This is a genomic window from Gordonia sp. G4 (genome assembly GCF_057770005.1).
Genome location: NZ_CM173442.1, coordinates 4,577,468 through 4,598,769 on the forward strand (window position 1 = coordinate 4,577,468; position 21,302 = coordinate 4,598,769).

20 protein-coding genes and 1 pseudogene are annotated in these 21,302 nt (G+C 67.5%); 14 read left to right on the forward strand and 7 right to left on the reverse strand.

Annotated elements, in window-relative coordinates; translation table 11 throughout:
- Positions 1 to 131: 131 nt before the first annotated feature.
- From AC3B5T_RS20820 to AC3B5T_RS20840, 5 genes are all read left to right on the forward strand, one after another.
- Positions 132 to 1,331 carry a GNAT family N-acetyltransferase gene (locus tag AC3B5T_RS20820; RefSeq protein ID WP_488357876.1) on the forward strand — a complete coding sequence of 400 codons (1,200 nt, stop codon included), beginning with the start codon at positions 132 to 134 and terminating at the stop codon, positions 1,329 to 1,331.
- Positions 1,332 to 1,392: 61 nt separating this feature from the next.
- Positions 1,393 to 2,643 (forward strand): acyl-CoA dehydrogenase family protein, encoded by a 1,251-nt coding sequence (locus AC3B5T_RS20825; RefSeq protein WP_014926927.1) that lies wholly within the window; start codon positions 1,393 to 1,395, stop codon positions 2,641 to 2,643.
- 2 nt (positions 2,644 to 2,645) lie between these two features.
- The gene (locus AC3B5T_RS20830; protein WP_488357877.1) at positions 2,646 to 3,545 is read left to right on the forward strand and encodes a N5,N10-methylene tetrahydromethanopterin reductase; all 900 of its coding nucleotides are present in this window, start codon (positions 2,646 to 2,648) and stop codon (positions 3,543 to 3,545) included.
- A gap of 58 nt (positions 3,546 to 3,603) precedes the next feature.
- Complete coding sequence (locus AC3B5T_RS20835) at positions 3,604 to 4,899, forward strand: NtaA/DmoA family FMN-dependent monooxygenase (RefSeq protein ID WP_488357878.1); 1,296 nt, start codon at positions 3,604 to 3,606, stop codon at positions 4,897 to 4,899.
- A gap of 166 nt (positions 4,900 to 5,065) precedes the next feature.
- Positions 5,066 to 6,694 (forward strand): APC family permease, encoded by a 1,629-nt coding sequence (locus AC3B5T_RS20840; protein ID WP_014926930.1) that lies wholly within the window; start codon positions 5,066 to 5,068, stop codon positions 6,692 to 6,694.
- 54 nt (positions 6,695 to 6,748) lie between these two features.
- On the opposite strand, the gene AC3B5T_RS20845 is transcribed toward AC3B5T_RS20840, so the two are convergent.
- Both AC3B5T_RS20845 and AC3B5T_RS20850 read right to left on the reverse strand, forming a co-directional pair.
- Entirely contained in the window at positions 6,749 to 8,029 is a 1,281-nt protein-coding gene (locus AC3B5T_RS20845) for a low temperature requirement protein A (RefSeq protein ID WP_014926931.1), read from the reverse strand.
- Between the two features lie 183 nt (positions 8,030 to 8,212).
- A complete protein-coding gene (locus AC3B5T_RS20850) occupies positions 8,213 to 9,388 on the reverse strand; it encodes a thiolase family protein (RefSeq protein WP_488357879.1) in 1,176 nt (391 codons plus the stop codon).
- 126 nt (positions 9,389 to 9,514) lie between these two features.
- On the opposite strand from AC3B5T_RS20850, the gene AC3B5T_RS20855 reads away from it, so the two are divergent.
- The 3 genes from AC3B5T_RS20855 to AC3B5T_RS20865 all read left to right on the forward strand — a co-directional run bounded on the left by AC3B5T_RS20855 (position 9,515) and on the right by AC3B5T_RS20865 (position 11,458).
- Complete coding sequence (locus tag AC3B5T_RS20855; RefSeq protein ID WP_488357880.1) at positions 9,515 to 9,988, forward strand: winged helix-turn-helix transcriptional regulator; 474 nt, start codon at positions 9,515 to 9,517, stop codon at positions 9,986 to 9,988.
- 23 nt (positions 9,989 to 10,011) lie between these two features.
- Positions 10,012 to 10,521, forward strand: a complete 510-nt coding sequence (locus AC3B5T_RS20860; RefSeq protein ID WP_488357882.1) for a putative immunity protein — start codon at positions 10,012 to 10,014, stop codon at positions 10,519 to 10,521.
- Between the two features lie 190 nt (positions 10,522 to 10,711).
- Positions 10,712 to 11,458, forward strand: coding sequence for an MBL fold metallo-hydrolase (locus AC3B5T_RS20865; RefSeq protein WP_044507946.1), 747 nt, complete (start codon positions 10,712 to 10,714; stop codon positions 11,456 to 11,458).
- A gap of 90 nt (positions 11,459 to 11,548) precedes the next feature.
- Here the strand turns inward: AC3B5T_RS20865 and AC3B5T_RS20870 are convergent, their stop codons facing one another.
- Positions 11,549 to 12,925 carry an NAD-dependent succinate-semialdehyde dehydrogenase gene (locus AC3B5T_RS20870; RefSeq protein ID WP_488357883.1) on the reverse strand — a complete coding sequence of 459 codons (1,377 nt, stop codon included), beginning with the start codon at positions 12,923 to 12,925 and terminating at the stop codon, positions 11,549 to 11,551.
- 249 nt (positions 12,926 to 13,174) lie between these two features.
- On the opposite strand from AC3B5T_RS20870, the gene AC3B5T_RS20875 reads away from it, so the two are divergent.
- The 3 genes from AC3B5T_RS20875 (at position 13,175) to gdhA (ending at position 16,588) form a co-directional block, all read left to right on the forward strand.
- Entirely contained in the window at positions 13,175 to 14,170 is a 996-nt protein-coding gene (locus AC3B5T_RS20875) for an alpha/beta hydrolase (protein ID WP_488357884.1), read from the forward strand.
- 490 nt (positions 14,171 to 14,660) lie between these two features.
- On the forward strand, positions 14,661 to 15,041 hold the full coding sequence (locus AC3B5T_RS20880; RefSeq protein WP_488357885.1) for a hypothetical protein: 381 nt from the start codon (positions 14,661 to 14,663) through the stop codon (positions 15,039 to 15,041).
- 185 nt (positions 15,042 to 15,226) lie between these two features.
- The gene (gene gdhA / locus AC3B5T_RS20885) at positions 15,227 to 16,588 is read left to right on the forward strand and encodes an NADP-specific glutamate dehydrogenase (RefSeq protein WP_488357886.1); all 1,362 of its coding nucleotides are present in this window, start codon (positions 15,227 to 15,229) and stop codon (positions 16,586 to 16,588) included.
- A 70-nt stretch (positions 16,589 to 16,658) separates the two neighbouring features.
- Here the strand turns inward: gdhA and AC3B5T_RS20890 are convergent, their stop codons facing one another.
- Together AC3B5T_RS20890 and AC3B5T_RS20895 are read right to left on the reverse strand one after the other, a co-directional pair.
- Complete coding sequence (locus AC3B5T_RS20890) at positions 16,659 to 17,342, reverse strand: DNA alkylation repair protein (protein ID WP_488357887.1); 684 nt, start codon at positions 17,340 to 17,342, stop codon at positions 16,659 to 16,661.
- A gap of 56 nt (positions 17,343 to 17,398) precedes the next feature.
- Positions 17,399 to 17,698 carry a putative quinol monooxygenase gene (locus AC3B5T_RS20895; RefSeq protein ID WP_488357888.1) on the reverse strand — a complete coding sequence of 100 codons (300 nt, stop codon included), beginning with the start codon at positions 17,696 to 17,698 and terminating at the stop codon, positions 17,399 to 17,401.
- A 158-nt stretch (positions 17,699 to 17,856) separates the two neighbouring features.
- Between AC3B5T_RS20895 and AC3B5T_RS20900 the strand changes: the two genes are divergently transcribed.
- Positions 17,857 to 19,500: an alkaline phosphatase D family protein gene (locus AC3B5T_RS20900; protein ID WP_488357889.1), complete on the forward strand. Its 1,644-nt coding sequence runs from the start codon at positions 17,857 to 17,859 to the stop codon at positions 19,498 to 19,500.
- 23 nt (positions 19,501 to 19,523) lie between these two features.
- Here AC3B5T_RS20900 and AC3B5T_RS20905 read toward each other — a convergent pair whose 3' ends face one another.
- Both AC3B5T_RS20905 and AC3B5T_RS20910 read right to left on the reverse strand, forming a co-directional pair.
- Entirely contained in the window at positions 19,524 to 19,961 is a 438-nt protein-coding gene (locus AC3B5T_RS20905) for a VOC family protein (RefSeq protein WP_014926943.1), read from the reverse strand.
- Positions 19,962 to 20,026: 65 nt separating this feature from the next.
- Entirely contained in the window at positions 20,027 to 20,458 is a 432-nt protein-coding gene (locus AC3B5T_RS20910; protein WP_055475426.1) for a PPOX class F420-dependent oxidoreductase, read from the reverse strand.
- Between the two features lie 9 nt (positions 20,459 to 20,467).
- On the opposite strand from AC3B5T_RS20910, the pseudogene AC3B5T_RS20915 reads away from it, so the two are divergent.
- Positions 20,468 to 20,779 (forward strand): annotated as a pseudogene (locus tag AC3B5T_RS20915) (DUF4334 domain-containing protein); the annotation flags it as partial.
- Positions 20,780 to 20,851: 72 nt separating this feature from the next.
- Positions 20,852 to 21,265 carry a hypothetical protein gene (locus AC3B5T_RS20920; RefSeq protein ID WP_035717273.1) on the forward strand — a complete coding sequence of 138 codons (414 nt, stop codon included), beginning with the start codon at positions 20,852 to 20,854 and terminating at the stop codon, positions 21,263 to 21,265.
- Positions 21,266 to 21,302: the final 37 nt, after the last annotated feature.

Below are 21,302 nucleotides of genomic sequence, written 5' to 3' on the forward strand. Positions count from 1 at the left end.
GGCAGAAGGAATATCGGCCTGGTTGGCGTCTCATATTCGGTTGCCACACACTATGATTCCCAATCTGGACAATCGAATCTCGGCGCGCGAAACAGTCGATTTCCATCGCCCGCACGCCGATACTCGGGCGAGTGACCCTCGAGATCCGGAACCTGTCGACGCCAGAGGAAGTGCGGTCGGCGCTCGGCGCCTTCTTCCGCTCCATGGTGGGACTACCGCCGTTGACTCTCGACGCCGCCACGATCACCGACCCCGGGCGGTACATCGGCGCGCTCGACGAGGGCCGGGTGATCGGCGGAACCGACTCCTACAGCGGGTATCTCGTGGTCCCCGGCGGCACCCGGGTACCCCACGCCGCCGTGACGCACGTCGGCGTGCTGCCGACGCACCGGCGCCGCGGCGTGCTCAGACGGCTGCTCGCAGCGCAGTTCGACGACCTCGCACGCCGTGGAGAGGTCGTAGCGACGCTGCGCGCGTCGGAGGCGGTCATCTACGAGCGCTTCGGCTACGGAGTGGCGAGCAGCGCCCGCTCGGTGCGGGTGGATGCCCGGCGTGCCCGTCTCCGACCCACACATCCGGAGGGAGGCCGGATCGTCCTCGTCGACGACGCGGTGACCACCAGCCGGCTGCGAGATATCGCCGGGCTCGTCGAGTCGCCGGGCTCGATCGGTCTCCCCGAGCCGTGGTGGGAACTCCAGCGTCTGCGTCGTGCGGGTGATCCGGCCTCCGTCCACGTAGCGGTGCACCGCACCGGAGACGTGGACGACGGCTTCGTCATCTACCGCCCCGAGGGCTCCGACCACTGGTTCGAGAGCAGCGAACGGACGATCACGGTGACCGACTTCGTCGCCGCGAACGACTCGGCACGGGCCGGCCTGTGGCGGCACCTGCTCTCGCTCGACCTCGTGGACGTCATCGACATCGCGGCTGTCCCACTTGACGATCCGATCGTGGTCGCGGTCGACGACCGCCGGTCCCTCACGCTCGGGCCGGAACGCGACGAGACCTGGCTCCGACTCATCGACGTCGAGGCGGCGCTCGGTGCACGGGCATACGCCGAGGAGGACCCGGTGTGCGTCGCCGTCGTCGATCCGCAACTGCCGTCCAACTCCGGCATCTACGAGATCGGCTCGAAATCTGTGCGGCGCACCGACGCCCGGCCGGATGTCACGGTCGACGTGTCCGCGCTCGGCGCCACCTACCTCGGCGGCACCCGCTGGCGTCAACTCGCCGCGGTCGGCCGGGTCACCGTGCACCGAGACGACGCGATCCGTCGTCTCGACGTGCTGTTCGGCACCGACCGGCTGCCCTTCTCCGGAACCTCGTTCTGAGGCCGATGCCGATACCGGAACCCGTTCCCCGACAGACTCCCGACAAGAAAGCAGTGAGCACATGACCGACACCGTGGCGCCGACCGCGCCGGTGTACCTGCAGCCCGCAACGGCAACCGACACCGAACTGGACGAACGCTTCACCCCGATCTTCGAACGCATCGCCGCGGGCAACATCGACCGCGAGCGCCACCGCGAATTCGCCCACGACCAGGTGTCGTGGCTCAAGGCCGCGGGCCTGGGCCGGATCCGTATCCCCGTCGAGCAGGGCGGACTGGGCGCATCGCTCGAGCAGACCTTCGCGCTCCTCGCCTCACTGGCCGAGGCCGACGCCAACGTGGCCCACGTCTGGCGCAACCACCTCGCGTTCGTCGAGGACCGGCTCAACGCACCGCAATCGGCCGCCAACGACCGGTGGATCGACAGATTCCTGGCCGGCGAGTTCGTGGGCGGCGGTTGGACGGAGGCCAACAACGGCACCCTCGCCGCGATGGCCACGACCATCCGGCCCGACGGCGATCAGTACCGCGTGACCGGGGCGAAATTCTACGCGACCGGCAGCCTGTTCGCCGACTGGCTCGACGTCATCGGCCGGACCGACGACGGAGCACTGCTCACCGCCCTCGTCCGCCGCGACCACCCCGGCGTCGAACTCGTCGACGACTGGACCGGTTTCGGGCAACAGACCACCGCGAGCGGCAGCGCGAACTACATCGACGTGCCGGCCGAGGACGGGAACGTCTTCCCGGTCGCCGAGCGGTTCGTGTACCAGGGGCACTTCTACCAGGTCGCGATACTCGCAGTCCTGACCGGGATCATCCGTGCGGCCTTGCGCGACGGCGTGATCGCCCTGCGCTCGCGCGGGCGCAACTACCCCCATGGTCTCGACCCGGTGCCTGCCTCGGATCCCCAGCTGCTGCAGGTCATCGGCAGCGTGTCGGCGCATGCATTCGCCGCGGAGGCGGCTCTGCGGCAGACCGCACGCGAGTTGGATCGCCTCGCCATCGCTCACGCTGCCGGCGACGCCGACGAGCGCGCACTGCGAGTCCGGACTTCCCAGGTGGCCACCGACCAGGCTCAGCTGGTGATCATCGACGCCGCGCTGGACGCCACGACCACCGTGTTCGACGCACTCGGGGCATCCGGCGTCTCGACCACCACGTTGCTCGACCGACATTGGCGCAATGCGCGGACCCTCGCATCGCACAATCCGCGTGTATACAAGGCACGCATCCTCGGGGACTGGGTGGTGAACGGCGCCGATCCGGTGCCCGACCTCTTCGCCGCCGGTCGCGGCGGACAGGGCAACTGACGATGGCCGAGCCCTACCTCGCACTCGGGCTGACCGGCACGGCGGTTCTGCGGCTGCTCGACGATCCGCAGCTGAGGGCCGAGTGGGACGACCTTCCGCTGGCGTTCTCCATCCTCGGGATCGACCGGCTCGACGGCCGTTCCGGTCCCACTGAGGTCATCGTCGACGGGAGTGCTGCCGCGGCAGTCCTTCTGGCGCGCACCGTGGCTGCGCGAGTCCTCGTTCCCGCACCGCCTCGTCGTGATCACCCGTACAACCTCGCCCGTCGCGTTGCATCCCTCGGCCACCTGTCGACCGGACGGAGCGGGGTGGTCTTCGGACCCGAAGATCACGCGGGCGCGTCCGGGGACCCGTGGTCGGTGTCCACCGGCGGGGTAGCCGCAGACACGTCCCCAGCGGGTCGCGCGGTCGCCGCGGCCCGAGCGGTGCGGGCCTTGGAACGTAGCTGGCCACTGGACTCGGTGGTGGGCGACCGCGAGTCGGGGATCTTCGTACGCTCGGACGAGATCGAACACGTCGACGTCGAGGGCGTCTTCCGGATCGCCGGCCCACTGACGGTCCCAGAGCCGCCGCACGGCCCGTCCGTCATCGGGTGGTACGCCGCCGGAGAGCACGACCCCGAGGCGGACGACGCGGTCGACCTCGTGATCGGCGGAAACGGCCCGGTCCCCGTCGTGGAACCAGGTGAGCCACTCCCCGGCGACGCGACGGGCGTCGTCCTCGCGTCCCGCGCCGACACAGACCTCACCGAGTTGCTGTCCACCGCGCGCCGGTGGTTGGCCGACGGTGCTCGTGCCACCGAACGGTCGCAGCCCCTGCGCGCGGCCCTCTCCCTGCCGGCACCCCCGCGCGACCGCGGTCGGCCGGCTTTCGCTGTACCCCAGCCCCATCCGTGGCTGTAGTCGCCACCGACGAGCCCGGTCCGACGCCGGCACCCCGACACAATCCTCAGGAGTACCCATGACCGAGCGCCGCGACGGACACGTCATCCTCGGGATCAACGTGCTGGTCCTCGGCTACCTACCCGCCGCGTGGCAGTCGCCGGAACTCGACGCCTTGTCCTTCGTCGACCCCGCGTACTGGCGGCGGATCGGGGCGGCCGCCGAGCGCGGCACCCTCGACGCCTTGTTCCTCGCCGACGTCCCGGCCCTCGGCGATCCCGCCCACGACGCCAACCCCGCGCACCTCGAGCCGACGGTGAACTGGGGTTATGTCGCCGGGGTCACCGAGAACGTGGGACTGGTGTCGACGGCCTCGACGACGTTCAACGACCCCGTCGAACTCGCCGAACGGCTGTTGTCCCTCGACCACGCGTCGGGTGGCCGCGCCGCATGGAACATCGTCACCAGCCGTGGCACGGCGCCGGCCCGCAACTTCGGCCTGCCCGACGTCCCGCTCCGCGACGACCGGTACGAACGTGCCGCCGAGTTCGTCGACGTCGTTCGCGCGCTGTGGGATTCGGCTGTGACCGGACAGGAGGTGCACCATCGGGGCGACTTCTTCTCGGTGGATGCGCAGCTTCGCGTGCCGCCCTCCCGGCAGGGCCATCCGGTACTCTTCCAGGCCGGCGGCTCGGCCAAGGGCCGCGCACTGGCGGGACGGGTGGCCGAAGGAGTGTTCGCCGCCGAACTGACACGGGACAAGGCAATCGAACACTACCGGCTGGTCAAGGGGCTGGCCCATGCCGCGGGTCGCTCCCCCGACGACGTCAAGATCCTCCCGGGATTGCTGCTGTCCCTGGGGAGCACGGAAGAGGAGGCTCGTCGGCGAAGCGACGCGCTGCACGACCGCGGCCCCGCGTCGTACTCGCTCGGATGGCTGTCGCAGGCCATCGGCTATGACGCCGCCAAGCTCGAACTCGACGAACCGTTCCCCGAAGACGTGCTGGCCGCCCCGGTGGACCTCCAGACCTTCACCGGCAGTGTGGGTTTCCGGGAATCGATCGTGGCCCAGATCAGGCGGACGAACCCGACGGTGCGGGAATATCTCACACAGACGCGCTACACCGGTTCCGGACATGCCGGTTTCGTCGGGACGCCGGACCAGCTGGCCGATCACATCGAGGACTGGTTCCATTCCGGCGCGATCGACGGCTTCAATCTGCAGCCGGATGTCCTCGTCGACGGCCTGGACGTGATCGTGGACGAGCTCGTGCCGATTCTGCGCCGCCGCGGATTGTTCCGGCACGAGTACGAGACCCACACCCTGCGTGAGCATCTGCGGGCGGCGTCACCGACTCCTGTCTGGGCGCTCTGACTTCTCGCCGAACCCGAGGAGAAAGAACCGCAGCGAGCGCAACGAGTTTCTCGGCGACCGAATCCGCGCATACTCGGTCCCGACCGTTATCACCTCGCGACAATCATCGAAACAGCTGCGCGCCAGCGTTTTCCGACGCCATCGCGATTCGAGAAAGCAGGGAGTCATGACCGCATCCGCGGAGACCCCACCGACCACCGATGCCGGCACGTCCCGGCCTTCTCCAACGGGCCCGGATTCGCCGGCACCATCGCCGACGACGCTGTCCCTCGGTGGACGCAACCTGACGTCCGCGGAAACCACAGGACTGGAGAAGGACGCGCTGGGCACCTGGGGCGTGTTCGCCCAGGGGCTCGCCGCGGCGGCACCGAGCGTCGCGATTGCCGTCGTACCGTTCGCGCTGTACACGGCGGCCGGTAAAGGGGCGGCCTGGGCGGCGATCGTCGGGCTGGTGATCGCTCTGCTGATCGCCGGCACGATCGGTTTCCAGGCCCGCCGCACGGTGTCGAGCGGTTCCCTGGGTACCTACACCGGTAACGGTCTCGGCCCGGGATTCGCGTTCGTCGCGGGCACCAGCCTGCTGCTGGGGTACATCGGTTTCGCCACCACCGGCACCCTCGGCGGCGTCCTGTACGTCGACGCGTTCCTGTTCGAGATCGGATTGGGCAGCGAGGCAACGTGGTTCAAGCTGCTCCTCGTCGTCATCGTCGTCGGAGTCGGCATCTACCTGCCCCTTCGCGGAGCGACCCTCGCGGCGAGGTACGAACTCGCCTTCGAGGTGCTGGCACTGGTGTCCATCGCCGTCATCATCATCGCGTCGTATGTCGCCTACGGGTTCCGGTTCGACGCCGAGCAATTGAGCCTCTCCAATCTGGGTGACAGTTCGACATTCGTCGCGGCAGTCACCGCCGTGGGTGCCTATGCGGGATTCGAGAGCGTGGCATCGCTCGGCGCCGAGGCACGCGATGCGCACCGCACGATCGCCCGGGCACTGTTGCGCGTCGTGCTCATCATCGGGGTGCTCTACCTGCTGGCCACCTACCCCCAGGTGCTGCACTTCGACGGTTTCGACGGGGACAAGGCCGTCCTGCCCCAGCTCGCCGACGACACCGGGGTGGCGTGGATCAACCCGGTCGTGAGTGCGGCGGTGGCCATCGCGTTCATCGTCTTCGTCACGGCTGTCACCACCTCGGCCGCCCGGTCACTGTTCACCCTCGCCCACGAGGGAGCCCTCCCGAAGGTGCTCGCGCAGGCGCACCCGCGCTATCGCACGCCGTGGGTCGGCATTCTCCTCGTCGGCGCGGTGGCGCTGGTGTTCGCCGTCGTCGCGACGTTCAGCTCGGCCGGGCGGCTGGTCTTCGATGTCTACGGCGCCTACGTGGCCAACTGGGGCTTTCTGATCAGCTACCTTCTCGTGGTCATCGCGACGCCGATCTGGCTGTATCGGATCAAGGCCCTCACACCGGTGCGTGCCATCGTCTCCGGTCTCGCCGCGCTCGGTCTCGGCTACGTCATCCTCAACAACGTCTACCCGCAGCCCGAGTGGCCGTTCAATGTCCTGCCGCTGGTGTATGCGGCCATCCTGGCCGTCGCGGTCGGCTGGTACCTGTACCTGCGCCGCGCACGCCCCGATGTGGCGCGCCGCATCGGTAGCATCCAGACGCTGTCGGTCGAGGAGCACGCCCGGCTCGCCGACCTCGGCATCGTCGAGGTCCTTCGCGCCGACAGCGACTCCACCACAGACGATCACCGGCGCCCCGACACAGACCACTTCGACGCGGCAGCGCGTCACTGATGTCGAGCCCGGCCGACCTGGGGACCCGGGCGCCGTCCCGAGGTCGGCCGGGGGTCAGGTCTCGGTCGTCTCGACGGGGCTCCGCCGCCGCCGGACGACCCCGGTCGCCACGGTGATGACGGCACCGACGGCGAGGACAACCGCCGACGCATACGGAAGAGCGTTGTCGACGGCGCCCACGACGAGCACCACCGGGATGACCAACGCGGGCCAGGGGACCACGGTCTTCCAGTTGCCCGAGCTCCACCCGAGGATCGAGCAGACCCCCACAGTGAAAAGAGCGATACCGCCGCACAGGATCCATCGCCCGGCAGACTCCAACTCACCGATCGGGTGGAGCACATACTGTTCGATACCCACCCCCACGAGAGCGGCACCCAGGGTGAGCGGCAGATGACCGTAGATGTACCCGTCGGCCCGTCCGCTGCCCACCGCACTGTCGTCGTCTTGGATCTCGACCTTGGCCTCGGCCCCGCCGATGTCGAAGTACATCCACCAGACGGAGGCGGCGATCGTGAACCCCAGGGCTGCCACGGCGGTCGACGACCATGCCCAGTGGCTGTCCTTCATGCCGAGCACGATGGCCGAGATCGACTCGCCGAGAACGAGGATGACGAACAGCCCGAAGCGTTCCGGAAGGTGTTCGAGGTGTAGCGGTACGTCCGGGCCCCAGCGCGTCGCGGCGAAGGGCGCCACCGCCTCTACGAGAATGCCCACCGCCCACAGGATGTAGGTGACCGGTGACGGCATGAACAGCGAGACCGTCCAGATCAGCCCACTCACGATGGTGGCCGCGAGATAGATGTCGACCGTGACGCGCACCTCGATGATGTGTCGCCAAGCCCGGAAATACAACGCTGCCAGGATGACCCGGGTCGTGATGTAACCCACCCCGAACGCCACGGTACCGTCGCCGCCGACCGCGGTCGCGGCACCCGCGGCCATCACCGCGACCGCGAATGTCGCGGCCAGTTTCAGGACCCGGTAGAACACATCGTTGGTGTCGAAGCGGTTGGCGTACAGCGTCGTGGTCACCCACGACCACCACGTGACCACGAACAACCCGGCGAACACACCCACGCCCCGCCAGCCCATGCTGTCGGTGAGCGAGATCGCCAACTGGTGGATGACGAGGACATAGGCGAGATCGAAGAACAACTCGAGCCTGGTGGCCGCCCGGTCCTCCTCCACGCGCAACCGTGGGGGTTCGACGAGCGGGGCCCGCTGGCCCGCACCGCTGCTGTCCTCGCTGTCCCGTACATCAGTCGCGTCGTCGACGCCGGCAGCGTCGTCGTGCCCACCGTCCGGCGGCGACTGCGTACTCTCACCCATCATCGGCGTCCCATCCTCGGCCTGGCGGGCTCGTCCGCTACCCGTCCTGCCCTACGGGCGTCGACGCATTCGAGCGACGCCTCGTCGGTGCACTCCGGTACCCCACCGTCGCAACACCCAAACGACAGGGGGGCAACCCTCGAACAGTGGCCGCCCCCAGCCCCGGTGGGGTCCGGACATCGCGACCTAGGAGGCGAGTCGTTCGTAGATCGTGGCGTTCGCCAGTCCGCCCGCCTCACACATCGTCTGGAGGAGGTAGCGACCTCCACGCTGCTCGAGGGCATTGAGCCCGGTGGTCGCGAGGCGCGCGCCACTGGCGCCCAGCGGATGACCGACCGCGATCGCGCCGCCGTTGACATTGACCTTGTCCAAGTCCACGCCGAACTCCCTCGACCATGCGAGCACCACCGGCGCGAACGCCTCGTTGACCTCGAACAGGTCGATGTCCTCGATGCGCAGCCCGCTGCGCGACAATGCCTTTCGGGTTGCCGGGATGATGCCGGTCAACATCAGCAGCGGATCGTCACCCGCGACCGCGATGGTGTGTACCCGGGCTCGGGCACGCACGCCGAGCTCGGCGGCCTTCTCCTCGCTCATGAGTAGTACCGCGGACGACCCGTCGCTGATCTGACTCGCGCTCGCCGCGGTGATCTTCCAGTCGATCTCCGGGAATCGGCGTGCGATCGCCTCGTCGTAATAGGCGGGCCGCAGTCGGGCCAGATCGTCGAGACTGCCCCCGAGCCGGATCCCCTCGTCCGACGTCAGTCCGGCAAGAGCCGCGAGTTCGTTGTCGAAGAGTCCGTTCTTGGTGGCCGTGGCGGCCAGATCATGGGACCGCAGGGAGAATTCGTCGATCTCCCGCCGCGAGATGTCCCAGCGGGCGGCGATCAGTTCGGCCGAGATCCCCTGACCCACGAGCCCCTCCGGGTATCGCTCGTCGAAAGCCCGCCCGTTCAGATCGCCGGTACCGGCCGCGGCCGAACCCATCGGAACCCGGGACATCGACTCGACTCCCGCGGCGACCGCGACGTCGTAGGTACCCGCGATGATGCCCTGTGCAGCGAATGCGATGGCCTGCTGGCCGCTGCCGCATTGGCGATCGACGGACACGCCCGGCACCGACTCGGGATAGCCCGCGGCCAGGAGGGCGCGGCGCGCGAGGTTGAAACTCTGCTCGCCCACCTGGCTGACCACTCCGGTGATCACGTCGTCGACGAGTTCGGGGTCGACGCCCGAGCGATCCACGACCGCGCGCAGGCTGTGCGCCAGCAGGTCGACGGGATGGACGTCATGGAGGGCGCCGGTGGGCTTGCCCTTGCCGATGGGCGTGCGAACAGCGTCGACGATGACCGCAGATCTCATGACTGATCCTCCATCAGTTCGCGGGTCGGAAACTCCAGCCGACCCGGATATCCGGCTGACTTTTGTCTGCCATAGTCAGATCTACGCCCTGACTATGGTTCTGTCAAGTCAGGGTAGGGTGGAGCCATGATGCACCTGAAGGGACCGCTGGCCGAGCGCGACAGCTGGGAGGCCACCGGTTGCTCGATCGCGAAGGCGATCGACCTGGTGGGGACCCGGTCGGCGATCCTCATCCTGAGGGAGGCCTTCTACGGCGCCACCAGGTTCGATCAGTTCAGTCGCCGGGTCGGGATCACCGATGCGGTCGCGTCGGCCCGCCTGAGAGAACTCACCGAGGCGGGGATCTTCACCAAGGTGCCCTACCGCGAAGCCGGGCAGCGTGAACGGTTCGAGTATCAACTCACCGACAAGGGCCGCGACCTGTTTCCCGTGGTGATGTCGTTGATGCAATGGGGCAACGACCATCTGCAGCCCGACGGTGCGCCGCTCACCGTGACCGACAAGGAGCATGTCCCCGTGCGTGTCGGGGTCGTCGCCGAGCCCACCGCGGTGCTCGCACCCGAGGATGTCGAGCTGCGCGTCGCCCGGCGCCGGCGCTGACTCGCGCGACAGGAACGGTCGGGATGATTCTCCCCAAGGTGTTCGATCCCCGCTTGGTCACCATCCGCCGTGGCGGGACACTCACCGACGCCGACCATCACTTGCTGGCACTCTGGGCCGCGGCGTGCGCCGAGCACGTCCTCCCCCTGTTCGAGTCGGCGCGACCCGAGGACACGCGACCCCGCGACGCCATCGCCGCGGTCCGCGCGTGGACCAGGGGTGAGCTGTCGATGATGGAGTCGCGAGCCGCGGGCGGACACGCCATGGGTGCCGCTCGTGACCTCCGTGGCGCTCCACGATTCGCCGCATACGCCGCCGGACAGGCAGCGGTGACCGCACACGTTGCCTCGCATGATCTGGGCGCCGCGGCGTATGCGATCAAGGCGGTACGCGCCGAACACGGCAGCGATGACGCCGGCAGGCGCGAATGCGCCTGGCAGCGTGCACAACTCCCGGACCAACTGCGCGACCTGGTGCTCGCCGACCAGCGCGCACGAAATGACCTGTGCTGGTCGGTGTTCTCCGACGGCTGATTACGGCACCGCGGTCCACGATTGGCTTCCGCCGCGGTAGGCCTGATAGTGTCGGACTCACGCTCGCGCGGTGCTGTAACCCGCATGTCGAGCCAGAGGCCGGGGTGATTACAGAAAACCCCCGGTCTTGTCCAAACTTCCGAGGTCGTACCACGGTTTGCCGCTGCCCCCGCCGGGTATGCGCCCGAGCATGACCTTGCATCGCGACGTCGTCCCCGGCATCCATTGGCTCGAACACGCGCACACGAATCAGTATCTGGTCGAGGACGGTGACCGGCTGGTGCTCGTCGACTGCGGACTCCCCCGGTCGTACGAGCCGCTCCGCAAAGCCGTCCGCGAACTCGGCCGGGACACCGACGCGGTCTCCGATCTGATCATCACCCATGGCCATTTCGACCATGTCGGCACCGCGCGACGCCTGGCGCGTGAGTGGCGGATCCCTGTCCACGTCCATCGTGACGACGCGTGGCTGGCATCGCATCCCTACCGCTACGCACATCAGAACGCCACCAGATTCGGGGTGCCCCTTCGTCATCCGCGTGCCCTCCCGCTGCTCGGGCGCATGGCAGCGGCGGGCGCGCTCACCGTGCGCGGCGTCGACCACATGGACGTGACGACCTTCGGCGACGACGCGGTGCTCCCCGGCGGCGCGCAGGTGGTCCCCACCCCAGGGCACACCTACGGCCATGTGTCACTCCACTTTCCGTCCCGCGACGCGGTCATCGCCGGCGACGCCCTGGTGACGCTCGATCCGTACACCGCAGCGACCGGCCCGCGCATGATCGCCGGGTCCGCAACCGCCGACCTCGATCGCAATCGCACATCGCTCGACGCGCTGGCGGCAACAGCGGCGAAATCGCTCCTGCCCGGCCATGGCGTCCCGTGGCACCACGGGGTGGCCGTCGCCGTCGCCCGCGCGCGTGAGACCAGCGGCTGACCCAGCCGAAGACAGCAGGGCGGGCCGACGCTTCTCGCGTCGGCCCGCCCTCCACGTCGTGGAGACCCGCTCGTCGTCGGGTGATCCGATCTATGCGGAGGCTGTCCGACGGAGCTTCGTGTTGACGAATTCGCCCATGCCCCAGCGTCCGAGTTCGCGGCCGTAACCCGAACGCTTGACCCCGCCGAACGGGAGCCCGGGCAAGGTGGTGCCGTGCTCGTTGACATAGGCCATCCCGACCTCGAGCCGGTCGGCCACCTGTTCGGCCTTGCCGATGTCGCCGCTCCACACCGAACCGCTCAGGCCGAACTCGACATCGTTGGCGAGCGCCACGGCGTCCTCGGCGGAGGCGACCTTGTAGATCATGGCGACCGGACCGAAGATCTCCTCGGAGTACGCATCCATGTCCGGGGTGATGTCGGTCAGGACGGTGGGCTCGAAGAAGGCGCCGTCCCGCTGCAAGGGCTTCCCACCCGTGCGCAGCGTGGCACCTTGTTTCACCGCGGTCTCGACCTGCTCGGCCACGGTGTCGCGCGCCGAGAGAGATGACAACGGCCCCATCTGGGTGGATTCGTCCGCCGGATCACCGACCGCGGTCGACTCGAACTGCTTCACCACCCCGTCGACGAAATCGTCGTACAACTCCTCGAGCACGATGAAGCGCTTCGGTGAATTGCACGCCTGACCGGCATTCGACAATCGTGCCCGAGCCGCGATCTTCGTCGTGCGTTCCATATCGGCGGAATCGAGGAGGATGTACGGGTCCGACCCCCCGAGCTCGAGCACGGACTTCTTCAGGTTCTCCGCCGCCACCTTCGCCACGGCGGCGCCGGCCTTTTCGCTTCCGGTGAGAGACACACCGCGTATCGCGTTGTGGGCCAGCAATTCTGCGATCTGATCACTGCTCGCGTACACGTTGATGTACGCGTCGGCGGGCACACCCGCGTCGTGCAGGATCTCCGCCATCAGAGCCGACGACGCGGCGCAGATCGATGCGTGCTTGAGGATGACGCTGTTGCCCGCCAACAGGTTCGGTGCGACGAATCGAGCGACCTGATAGTACGGATAGTTCCATGGCATGACGCCGACGAGCGGCCCGACCGGCTTCACCTGCACGATCGACGCGTCCGCTCCCTGTGGATCGAGGGCTTCGGTCTCCAGGAGATCGGGTCCGTGCTCGGCGTACCAGCGATAGATGTCGGCGGCCAGCTGAACCTCACCGGCAGCTTCCTTGGCCGGTTTGCCCATCTCGGTCGTGATGACGGCCGCCAGTTCATCGGCTCGCTTCTCGTACAGATCCGCGGTTCGCGACAGTATCGCGGCACGCTCGGACGCCTCGGTCGAACGCCAGTCCTGGTAGGCAGCCAGCGACCGTTCGGCAACGCCGGCCACCTCGTCGTCCTTCAGTCCGGGGAATTCCCGGTCGGTCACACCCGTGGTCGGATTCGCGGTGACATATGTGCTCACGGAGCACCTACCTTCCTCTGTCGTTGCATCCCGACTGTCCACAGCCCGGGACCAGTCGGGTACCCGCGTCCCACGGCCCAAAACCCCGACCGTCGGCGCGCTCTGGTCCCACGACGGTCACGAACCTGTTCTACTATGGCGGCGGTCCGAGTTCGGACCCGTGATCGACCGACACGCGGCGGATGCCGGACGTCGACCTGGGGGTGGGTCGCGACTCGTGATCGGGAAGCGTCCGAGGGGGATCGAAGAGTGTCACACTGGCGGCGAGCCACGGGGCTCGGTTGTGCTTTCCTCATCGCGATCGTCGCGAGCCTCTCGACAGGGCAGCCGGCCGCGGCGACTCCACCGAAGCTCGGCGATTCGGCGCGCATCCTCGCGGTCTCCCCGGAGACTGCGACGCGCACGACGATGACCGTGTATTCGGCAGCGATGAAGCGGCCGGTCCGAGTGAGCGTGCTGGTTCCCCGCGACCGGACCGGACCGCGCCCGACGCTGTATCTACTCGACGGAATCGACGGTGGGGTCTACACCAATTACACCCAGAGTGGATGGACGTTCCAGACCGACATCGCGCGCTTCGTCGCCGACAAGAAGGTCAACGTGGTTCTGCCGATCGGGGGTACGGGCTCGTATTACACCGACTGGCGCCGGCTCGACCCGGTGCTGGGGCGGAACATGTGGGAGACCTTTCTCACCGACGAACTCCCGCCACTGGTCGACCGGCGCTTCCGGGGCGACGGACGCAACGTGATCGGCGGGCTGTCGATGGGAGCGCTGGGCGCGATGTCCATCGCGGTGCGCAACCCCGATCTCTACCGGGGCGCCGTCGCATTCAGCGGGTGCCTCGATCAGGGATCGCCCGAGTTCCGGCAGGCGACCGCCACATCGGTCAGCACGAGGGGCGGAAATCCGGAGAACATGTGGGGGCCGCTCGACCACGACACCTGGGATGCCCACAATCCTGCCGATCACGTGTCCGCGCTGCGCGGCAAGCCCGTGTACGTGGCGGTCGGCAACGGGCTCCCCGACCCGGCACTCGGAATTGCCGGTCTCGCGTCGCCCGTCGGCGGCGTCCTCGAGGGTATCGTCGCCCGATGCACCGAGAGCTTCAAACGTCGCGCGGACCGCGCGGGAGTCGACATCACGTATGACTTCCGCGCCGGACTGCACTCATGGGGTTATTGGAACCAGGACCTGCACCGTGCCTGGCCGACCATCGCGCGGGCACTGAACGGCCCGCGCTGACGCCGCGATCGGCCGTTCACCGCTCCTCGAAGGAACTGCTCGCTCCTCAGGGAGCAACCGCGTCAGCGGGCACTTTTCCTCCTCCGAACAATTGAGGTGTCCTCGAGTGCGCGTTTCCGCTCACGGCGCTCCTTGAGTTCTTGGCGGCGTTTCTTGGAACTCGAATTCTTTTCTGCCATTTTTCCTCCATCGATTGTCGACCACGACGGCTCTGACCTACCACCTCCGTGACCATAGCCCGGAAAAAACAAAAGTCCAGCCTCGCCGCGCGTTCACCTTTGCCGTGACCGTCACCTACTGGCGTACAGGCGATTTCGTCGCTATCAGACAAACCGAAACCGTCGAACTGGCTTTTATTTTTTTCTCGGCTAGAGTCCATGGCACCGGTCGGAGATGACCGGCAGCAGTGAAAGGAAGAGTGGCCGTGAAGGCGGTTGTGATGGAGTGCCGGATACGCGTATGCGGGTCTCCGAGTCGGGTGAGAGAATTCGTGGATCGCGCGTCGACACGCGCCCAGGACGCTTTTTCTCACCCCACCAGATGCTCGGTTGTCGTCGAAGAGTCGAACTCGTTGCTGCTGCGCAGGCAGTGGCACCGCGAGAACGACGTGGACGTGTTCGGGGTCCCGGAGGGTCGAGATGTGTGCTTCGGATTCGCGGACTCGTCCGGTCGCCTGACCGTCGCGAAACTCGAGAGCCTGTCACGCGACATCCTGGCCCACCTCGAGTTGGATCCATGGGTGTCAGACGACACCGAATCGGTGCCCTGGATTCTGACGCTCACCACCGGCGCCGACCCGACGTCCCGGCGTGAGATCGCGACTCGGCACCCGTCGCTCGAGATACGACGACCTGTTCTCGCGCCATCGTGATACGTGCGTCGCGGTGAGCGCGATCCCCCTCGTCGTCAGGGCGAGTCCATCCTGATCTCCCCGTCGCGGATGCACCCGTGATGTTCGTCAGACGGACCGGTCTGTGGTGGAATTTCTGTCGATCGATAGGGTGCGGGTGGCGACGTGCTCACGCACGTCGCCGTCCCACACGTATCGATAAGGAAGTGGTCGCCATCGTGGCCGTGCTCGACGAGAAGATCAGTGATCTGTACGCGCAGGTCGTTGCGCGAAATCCCGGGGAAGCCGAGTTCCACCAGGCCGTCCGGGAGGTCTTCGACAGTCTGGGTCCGGTCCTGGCGAAGCACCCTCATTACGCGGACGCGGGGATCATCAAGAGGCTGACCGAGCCCGAGCGCCAGATCATCTTTCGGGTGCCCTGGGTCGACGACCAGGGCCAGGTGCAGATCAACCGCGGTTTCCGTGTCGAGTTCAACTCCGCTCTGGGACCGTACAAGGGGGGCTTGCGTTTTCACCCGAGCGTCTACCTGGGCGTCGTCAAGTTCCTCGGGTTCGAGCAGATCTTCAAGAACGCTCTGACGGGACTCCCGATCGGCGGCGGCAAAGGCGGCGCCGACTTCGATCCCAAGGGGCGCTCCGACGGGGAGGTCATGCGCTTCTGCCAGTCGTTCATGACCGAGCTGTACCGCCACATCGGCGAGTACACCGACGTGCCCGCCGGCGACACGGGCGTCGGTGGTCGTGAGATCGGTTATCTCTTCGGCCAGTACAAGCGCATCACCAACCGTTACGAGTCCGGCGTCCTCACCGGCAAAGGACTCGCGTGGGGCGGCTCGCAGGTCCGCACCGAGGCGACCGGGTACGGCGTCGTGTTCTTCGTCCGTGACATGCTCGCCGCCGTCGGCGACGATCTCGCCGGCAAGACCGTGGTCGTCTCGGGCTCGGGCAATGTCGCGATCCACGCCATCGAGAAGGTGCAGCAACTCGGTGGCCGCGTGATCGCCTGCTCGGACTCGGGAGGTCATGTCGTCGACGAGGCCGGTATCGACCTGGAACTGCTCAAGGACATCAAAAACGTTCGGCGTGGCCGGATCTCGGACTATGTCGACGCTCGCCGCGGGTCCGCCCGGCACATCGGCTCCGGCTCGTTGTGGAGTGTGCCCACCGACATCGCCATTCCCTGCGCGACGCAGAACGAACTGAACGGGGTCGACGCCACCGAACTGGCGAAGAACGGGTGCCGCATCGTGGCCGAGGGCGCGAACATGCCCAGCACGCCCGAGGCGGTGCGCATCTTCGCCGAGGCGGGCGTCAGCTTCGCGCCGGGCAAGGCCGCGAATGCGGGCGGAGTTGCCACGAGCGCACTCGAGATGCAGCAGAACGCATCCCGGGATTCGTGGTCGTTCAGCCACACCGAGGAGCGGCTGTCGGAGATCATGACGTCGATCCACGATCACTGCCTGCACACGGCGGACGAGTACGGGGTGCCCGGCAACTACGCGACCGGCGCCAACATCGCGGCGTTCACCCAGGTCGCCGATGCGATGCTCGCACTGGGTCTCATCTGACCCGAAGCCGCGACGCCGGAGATCCACGGACACTTGACCTTCAAGTAGGTCGAAGCCGGATGATCTCCGATCAGACCTCGCGGCGTCGGACCATCTCGGCTATCCACACCGGCGCATACGGCGACGTGCATCCAGGTGACGTCGGATAGTCCTCCAGCACCTTCAACCGCTCACCGATGTCGATTGCACGGGTACGGAACTCGGGATTCTCGATGCCGATGGTCGCCAGGCACGTGTTCATCGCCCACTGCAGACGAGGCGGCGTCTGTGTCATCTCCGACTCGATGACGTCGAGCAGGACCGCGAGGTCGAGATCACCGGGGCGCTTGGCCACCCGATCGGAGGTCAGCGCCCAGCCCGCTGCCGCGACAACGGGATCGGCGTCGCCCAGCCACGCCGTCCGCAGTTCCTCGGCATGCGGATTCTTCTTGACGACATAGTTGACGAGCCAATCGTGCACCTTCGGCCGGTCGGCCTCGCGGACCATCGTGTCGAGCGCTGCGGCGTCGAACGACTTCGGGCGGCAGATCAGCAGAGCGAGCAACCGCGCCGCCGTGTCCTCGGTCGCCCACAGCGCCGCGGAGAGGTCGGGCTGTATCCGAAGTCGTTTCGCGAGGGCCCTGAGCTTCGTGAGATTGACCCCGTGATCGTCCCCGTGCCTCTCGTTCACCGCCCGGATCTTCGGGTCATCGAGTGCCCGTAGCTCATCGAGGACCTCGGCGAGACTCTGGTGGACGTCGGTACTGCCGGTCATCTCTCTCCCCTCGCGCGGCGCGCACACAGCGTACGACGACGACCGGCGCACGGTCGTCAGTCCGGAGCGCCGGCGAGGATCCGGATGTCGGCGACATCGTATTCGGCGACCGCCGCCGAGAGGATCGCCTGCGCCTGCTCGTCGCCGACCCCGTCACCCCGGAATGCGTCGACTGCCGACTGCGAGTCCCATCGCTCGAAGATGTTGACACGGCCCGGGTCCGTCGTGTCGGCGCTGATCGCGAAGTCGCGACACCCCGGAGCCCGACGGGCCGCACCGATCACCTCCTCGCATCCGGCGAGGTAGTCGGCCCGCCCGCGCGGGTCCACTCGAAGACTGCCGGCGACGATCACCATGGGTTCCTCCTCCGTCGATTCTCGGTGCGCCGTCCTGCCTGCGTGACCGTGTCCCCCGCGTGCAGCGGCAACACGAGTACAGACCGGCTCTCCCGGACGAACTCATCGCGCCGATCGACGCGGGCGCACGAGCGCGCGCGACGGCCTACTCTGATCGAATGGCTTTGGTTCTGGGTCCGATCCTCCGGCACGTCGACGAGACCTCCGCGCTGGTCTGGGTGCAAACCGACGAACCGGGCGAGGTCGAGGTGCTCGGTTGCGGCACCCGGACATTCGAGGTGTCCGGTCATCACTACGCGTTGGTCGAGGTCACCGGCCTGGTGCCCGACACGATCACCGAGTACCAGGTCCGCGTCAACGGCGCCCTCGAGTGGCCGCTTCCCGACATGGAGTTCCCGCCCAGCGTCATCCGAACCCGGGGACCGGACACCGCGGACCGGCACCGATTCGTGTTCGGGTCCTGCCGGTATCCACGTGCCGAGGACCCGAAGCTCGACCAGAAACTCGGACTCGACGCGTTGGACTGCTACGCCATCCGGATGCGTCATCTCCCTGTCGACGAGTGGCCCGACACGCTCATCTTGCTCGGCGACCAGGTGTACGCCGACGAACTGACCCCGCAGGTGAAGGAGTCGCTGGAATCGAATCGGACGTCCACCGCCGGACCGTCGGACGAAGTCGTCGACTTCGAGGAATACGAGGGCCTCTATCGGCACACCTGGGGTGACCCCGAGATCCGATGGATCCTCTCCACCGTGCCCACGGCCATGATCTTCGACGATCACGACATCCGTGATGACTGGAACACCTCCGACACCTGGCGTCGTCAGATGCGGGAGAAGCCGTGGTGGCAGGACCGTATCCGCGCCGGCCTGGCGTCGTACTGGGTGTATCAGCACCTCGGCAACCTCTCCCCCGCCGAACTGGCCGAGTCCGAGGACTACCGCCGCGTGCGCGAGATCGACGGTGACTGTTGGCCCCACCTGATCGGTGTCGCGGATCGCGCCGATCACGAAACCGACGGAACCAAGGGCATCCGGTTCAGCTTCCGATGGGACCTGGGCAACACGCGGCTCGTCATGATCGACTCCCGGAACGGTCGCATCCTCTCCGGGGGGACGCGAAAGATGTTGAGCGACGTCGAATTCGATTGGGTCGAGAGCCAGGTCGACGATGATCTGGAGGGGCTCGACCACCTCGTCCTCGGTTCATCGCTGCCGTGGTTGCTGCCGCCCGTCGTCGGCGATGCGGAGACCCTCAACGAGATCGGTGCCCGGCGGTCGGGGCGTCGTGGGCAACTCGCCGAGAAGATCCGGCAGGGCGCGGACCTCGAGCACTGGCCGGCCTTCTTCGACTCCTTCGTCCGGCTCAGTGACATGATCCGGCGGGTCGCGACCCGCGATCCGGGGCCGGCGACGGTCAGCGTACTGTCCGGCGACGTCCACCACAGCTACGCCGCGCGTGCGACCTTCTCGGACGCGACCACCGCCGACGTCCACCAGCTGGTGTGCTCGCCCGTGCACAACGCGATCCCGCCGTACATCAAGGTGGTGTTCCGGCTGGGATGGTCCAATCGGCTCGCCTCGATCGTCCGACGCTGGGCCCGTCGCGGTGGGTCGCCCGATCTGCCGGTCGCCTGGCGCAACTCTCTCGGCCCGCTGTTCGGCAACACCATCGCGACGCTCTCGGTGGAGGGGCGTTCCGCCGAGGTCACCTTCGAGCAACCCGACCTCGACGGGACGCTGGGTAGGGCCGGAAACATCTCCCTGACCCCGGATCTCGTAGCAAGAGAACGCACATAGCGCGCAGTGTCGCTACGAAATCCCTAGTCCAGGCAGAACTCGTTGCCCTCGGGGTCCTGCAGGACGATGTGCCCCTCGCCGAGCGGTGGGGCCGGATCGTGCCGTTCGACCCGGGTCGCGCCGAGTCCGACGAGGCGGTCCGCCTCAGCCTCGAGAGCGTTCATCCGCTCGTCCCCGCGCAGACCGGGTGCGGCACGGACGTCGAGGTGGACCCGGTTCTTGGCCGCCTTGCCCTCGGGGACGCGCTGGAAGAACAGCCGGGGCCCGCGTCCGTCCGGATCGATCACCCCCGACGCGTCGTTCCGGCGTTCCGGCGGGACACCGAACGCATCGAGCGCGGCATCCCAGCTGTCGAAACCGGGTGGTGGGTCCTGGAGCCGATAGCCGAGCACCTCGGCCCAGAACTCCGACAGCGATGCCGGATCACCACAATCGAACGTCACCTGAAATTCAGTTGCCATGCCTCCACTGTGCGCCACCATGAGGACAGCGCGCGTCCTCATTCGACAACGCGGCGCCCGACATCTCAGCGAAGACGTTCGCCGTACACCCGGTCCACCGCCATGACCATCAGGACACGACGGTCGGCGACCATCACCCTGCGGTACTCATCCCAGTCCGGGTGCTCGCCGGCAGCTCGGCGGTAGTAGTCCACGAGGGTCTCGACCTCGGGCCCGTCCGGTTCGGTACCCGGACCTATCAGTGTCACGGTGCCCTCCGCCGTCGCCCAGGTGTAGCGATCGGGGCCGGTGATCTCGAGGGCTGCGCGTGGATCGCGCCGGAGGTTCGCCGTCTTGGCCCGCCCCTCGGTCATCGAGACATAGATGGTCTCGGCGTCGCGGTCGTAGAAGGGCGTCACGGGCGACAGCTGAGGAAGTCCCGATGCCTTGATCGTGGCCAGGACACCGAGCCCGCCTTCGGCGAGAAGGTCACGAGGGTCGTACGCAGAGTCGGTCATGCCTGCGGCAACCCGGCGATCGCGTTCGGCGGACTCGGGATCGCCGAGAAGGCACCCGGGGTCAGATCGCTGTCGTTCGCGACGCCGATCGCGGCGACCCGTCTCCTCAGTGGCACCCGACGAGCGCGTGCCCGTCTGCGCACCACCCGGTACCGCGGCACGGACACGGCCACGATGGTCTACGACCAGCTGCCGATCAACGACGTCTTCCGCCGGATCTCCGACGACGCCGTCCTGGGCGCCATGGATCTCAAGGGTTCGCCGAAACCGTACTTCTTCGTGCTCCGGCGCGACGACTCACTGCGCCTCGTCGGCCACTGACCCTCGCTATCGGTTCCGCATCGGCGTGGCCGATCCCAGGTCAACGGGATTGCACGGGCGTTCAATCGACAGATGGACACCGCACTCACATCCCATCTCCGTCACTGTGCCGCGCCGGCCGCCGCGGTTCTGATCGCTGGGGTGATCACGCTCGTCGCGCCCGGCACCGCGCTGGCCGCCCCGCCCATGCCGACCGGGTACTACCGCGGCGATGTCACCAGTGCCCCCATCGCCGACACGGTGTGGTTCGGCAAGAACTTCACGGGCTCGCGGGTCGTCAACGACACAGCCATCGGATGGGCGTTCCCCGGTGCGGTGTACCCGGGCCGCTCGGTGCAGGACGGCGCGCCCGTCATCGTCGTGGACTACTCGGGAACCCCCGTCGGATTCGTGCGTGACGAGCTCCGCGCCGACGGCCGCGGCGGCTACTGGGGCCGTGCGCTCAACGGCACCTCCGAGTTGCTGCGCTTCCACTTGACGCGCTGACCCTCAGGCGCCGACCATCCGCGTGGCGCGCGGTGCC

Bases quoted from the DNA above. Each gene is read 5' to 3' on its own strand.
- AC3B5T_RS20825 (WP_014926927.1), top strand. From the start codon at position 1,393: ATGACCGACACCGTGGCGCCGACCGCGCCGGTGTACCTGCAGCCCGCA.
- AC3B5T_RS20830 (WP_488357877.1), top strand. From the start codon at position 2,646: ATGGCCGAGCCCTACCTCGCACTCGGGCTGACCGGCACGGCGGTTCTG.
- AC3B5T_RS20835 (WP_488357878.1), top strand. From the start codon at position 3,604: ATGACCGAGCGCCGCGACGGACACGTCATCCTCGGGATCAACGTGCTG.
- AC3B5T_RS20840 (WP_014926930.1), top strand. From the start codon at position 5,066: ATGACCGCATCCGCGGAGACCCCACCGACCACCGATGCCGGCACGTCC.
- AC3B5T_RS20845 (WP_014926931.1), bottom strand. From the start codon at position 8,029: ATGATGGGTGAGAGTACGCAGTCGCCGCCGGACGGTGGGCACGACGAC.
- AC3B5T_RS20850 (WP_488357879.1), bottom strand. From the start codon at position 9,388: ATGAGATCTGCGGTCATCGTCGACGCTGTTCGCACGCCCATCGGCAAG.
- AC3B5T_RS20855 (WP_488357880.1), top strand. From the start codon at position 9,515: ATGATGCACCTGAAGGGACCGCTGGCCGAGCGCGACAGCTGGGAGGCC.
- AC3B5T_RS20860 (WP_488357882.1), top strand. From the start codon at position 10,012: ATGATTCTCCCCAAGGTGTTCGATCCCCGCTTGGTCACCATCCGCCGT.
- AC3B5T_RS20865 (WP_044507946.1), top strand. From the start codon at position 10,712: ATGACCTTGCATCGCGACGTCGTCCCCGGCATCCATTGGCTCGAACAC.
- AC3B5T_RS20890 (WP_488357887.1), bottom strand. From the start codon at position 17,342: ATGACCGGCAGTACCGACGTCCACCAGAGTCTCGCCGAGGTCCTCGAT.
- AC3B5T_RS20895 (WP_488357888.1), bottom strand. From the start codon at position 17,698: ATGGTGATCGTCGCCGGCAGTCTTCGAGTGGACCCGCGCGGGCGGGCC.
- AC3B5T_RS20900 (WP_488357889.1), top strand. From the start codon at position 17,857: ATGGCTTTGGTTCTGGGTCCGATCCTCCGGCACGTCGACGAGACCTCC.
- AC3B5T_RS20905 (WP_014926943.1), bottom strand. From the start codon at position 19,961: ATGGCAACTGAATTTCAGGTGACGTTCGATTGTGGTGATCCGGCATCG.
- AC3B5T_RS20910 (WP_055475426.1), bottom strand. From the start codon at position 20,458: ATGACCGACTCTGCGTACGACCCTCGTGACCTTCTCGCCGAAGGCGGG.
- AC3B5T_RS20920 (WP_035717273.1), top strand. From the start codon at position 20,852: ATGGACACCGCACTCACATCCCATCTCCGTCACTGTGCCGCGCCGGCC.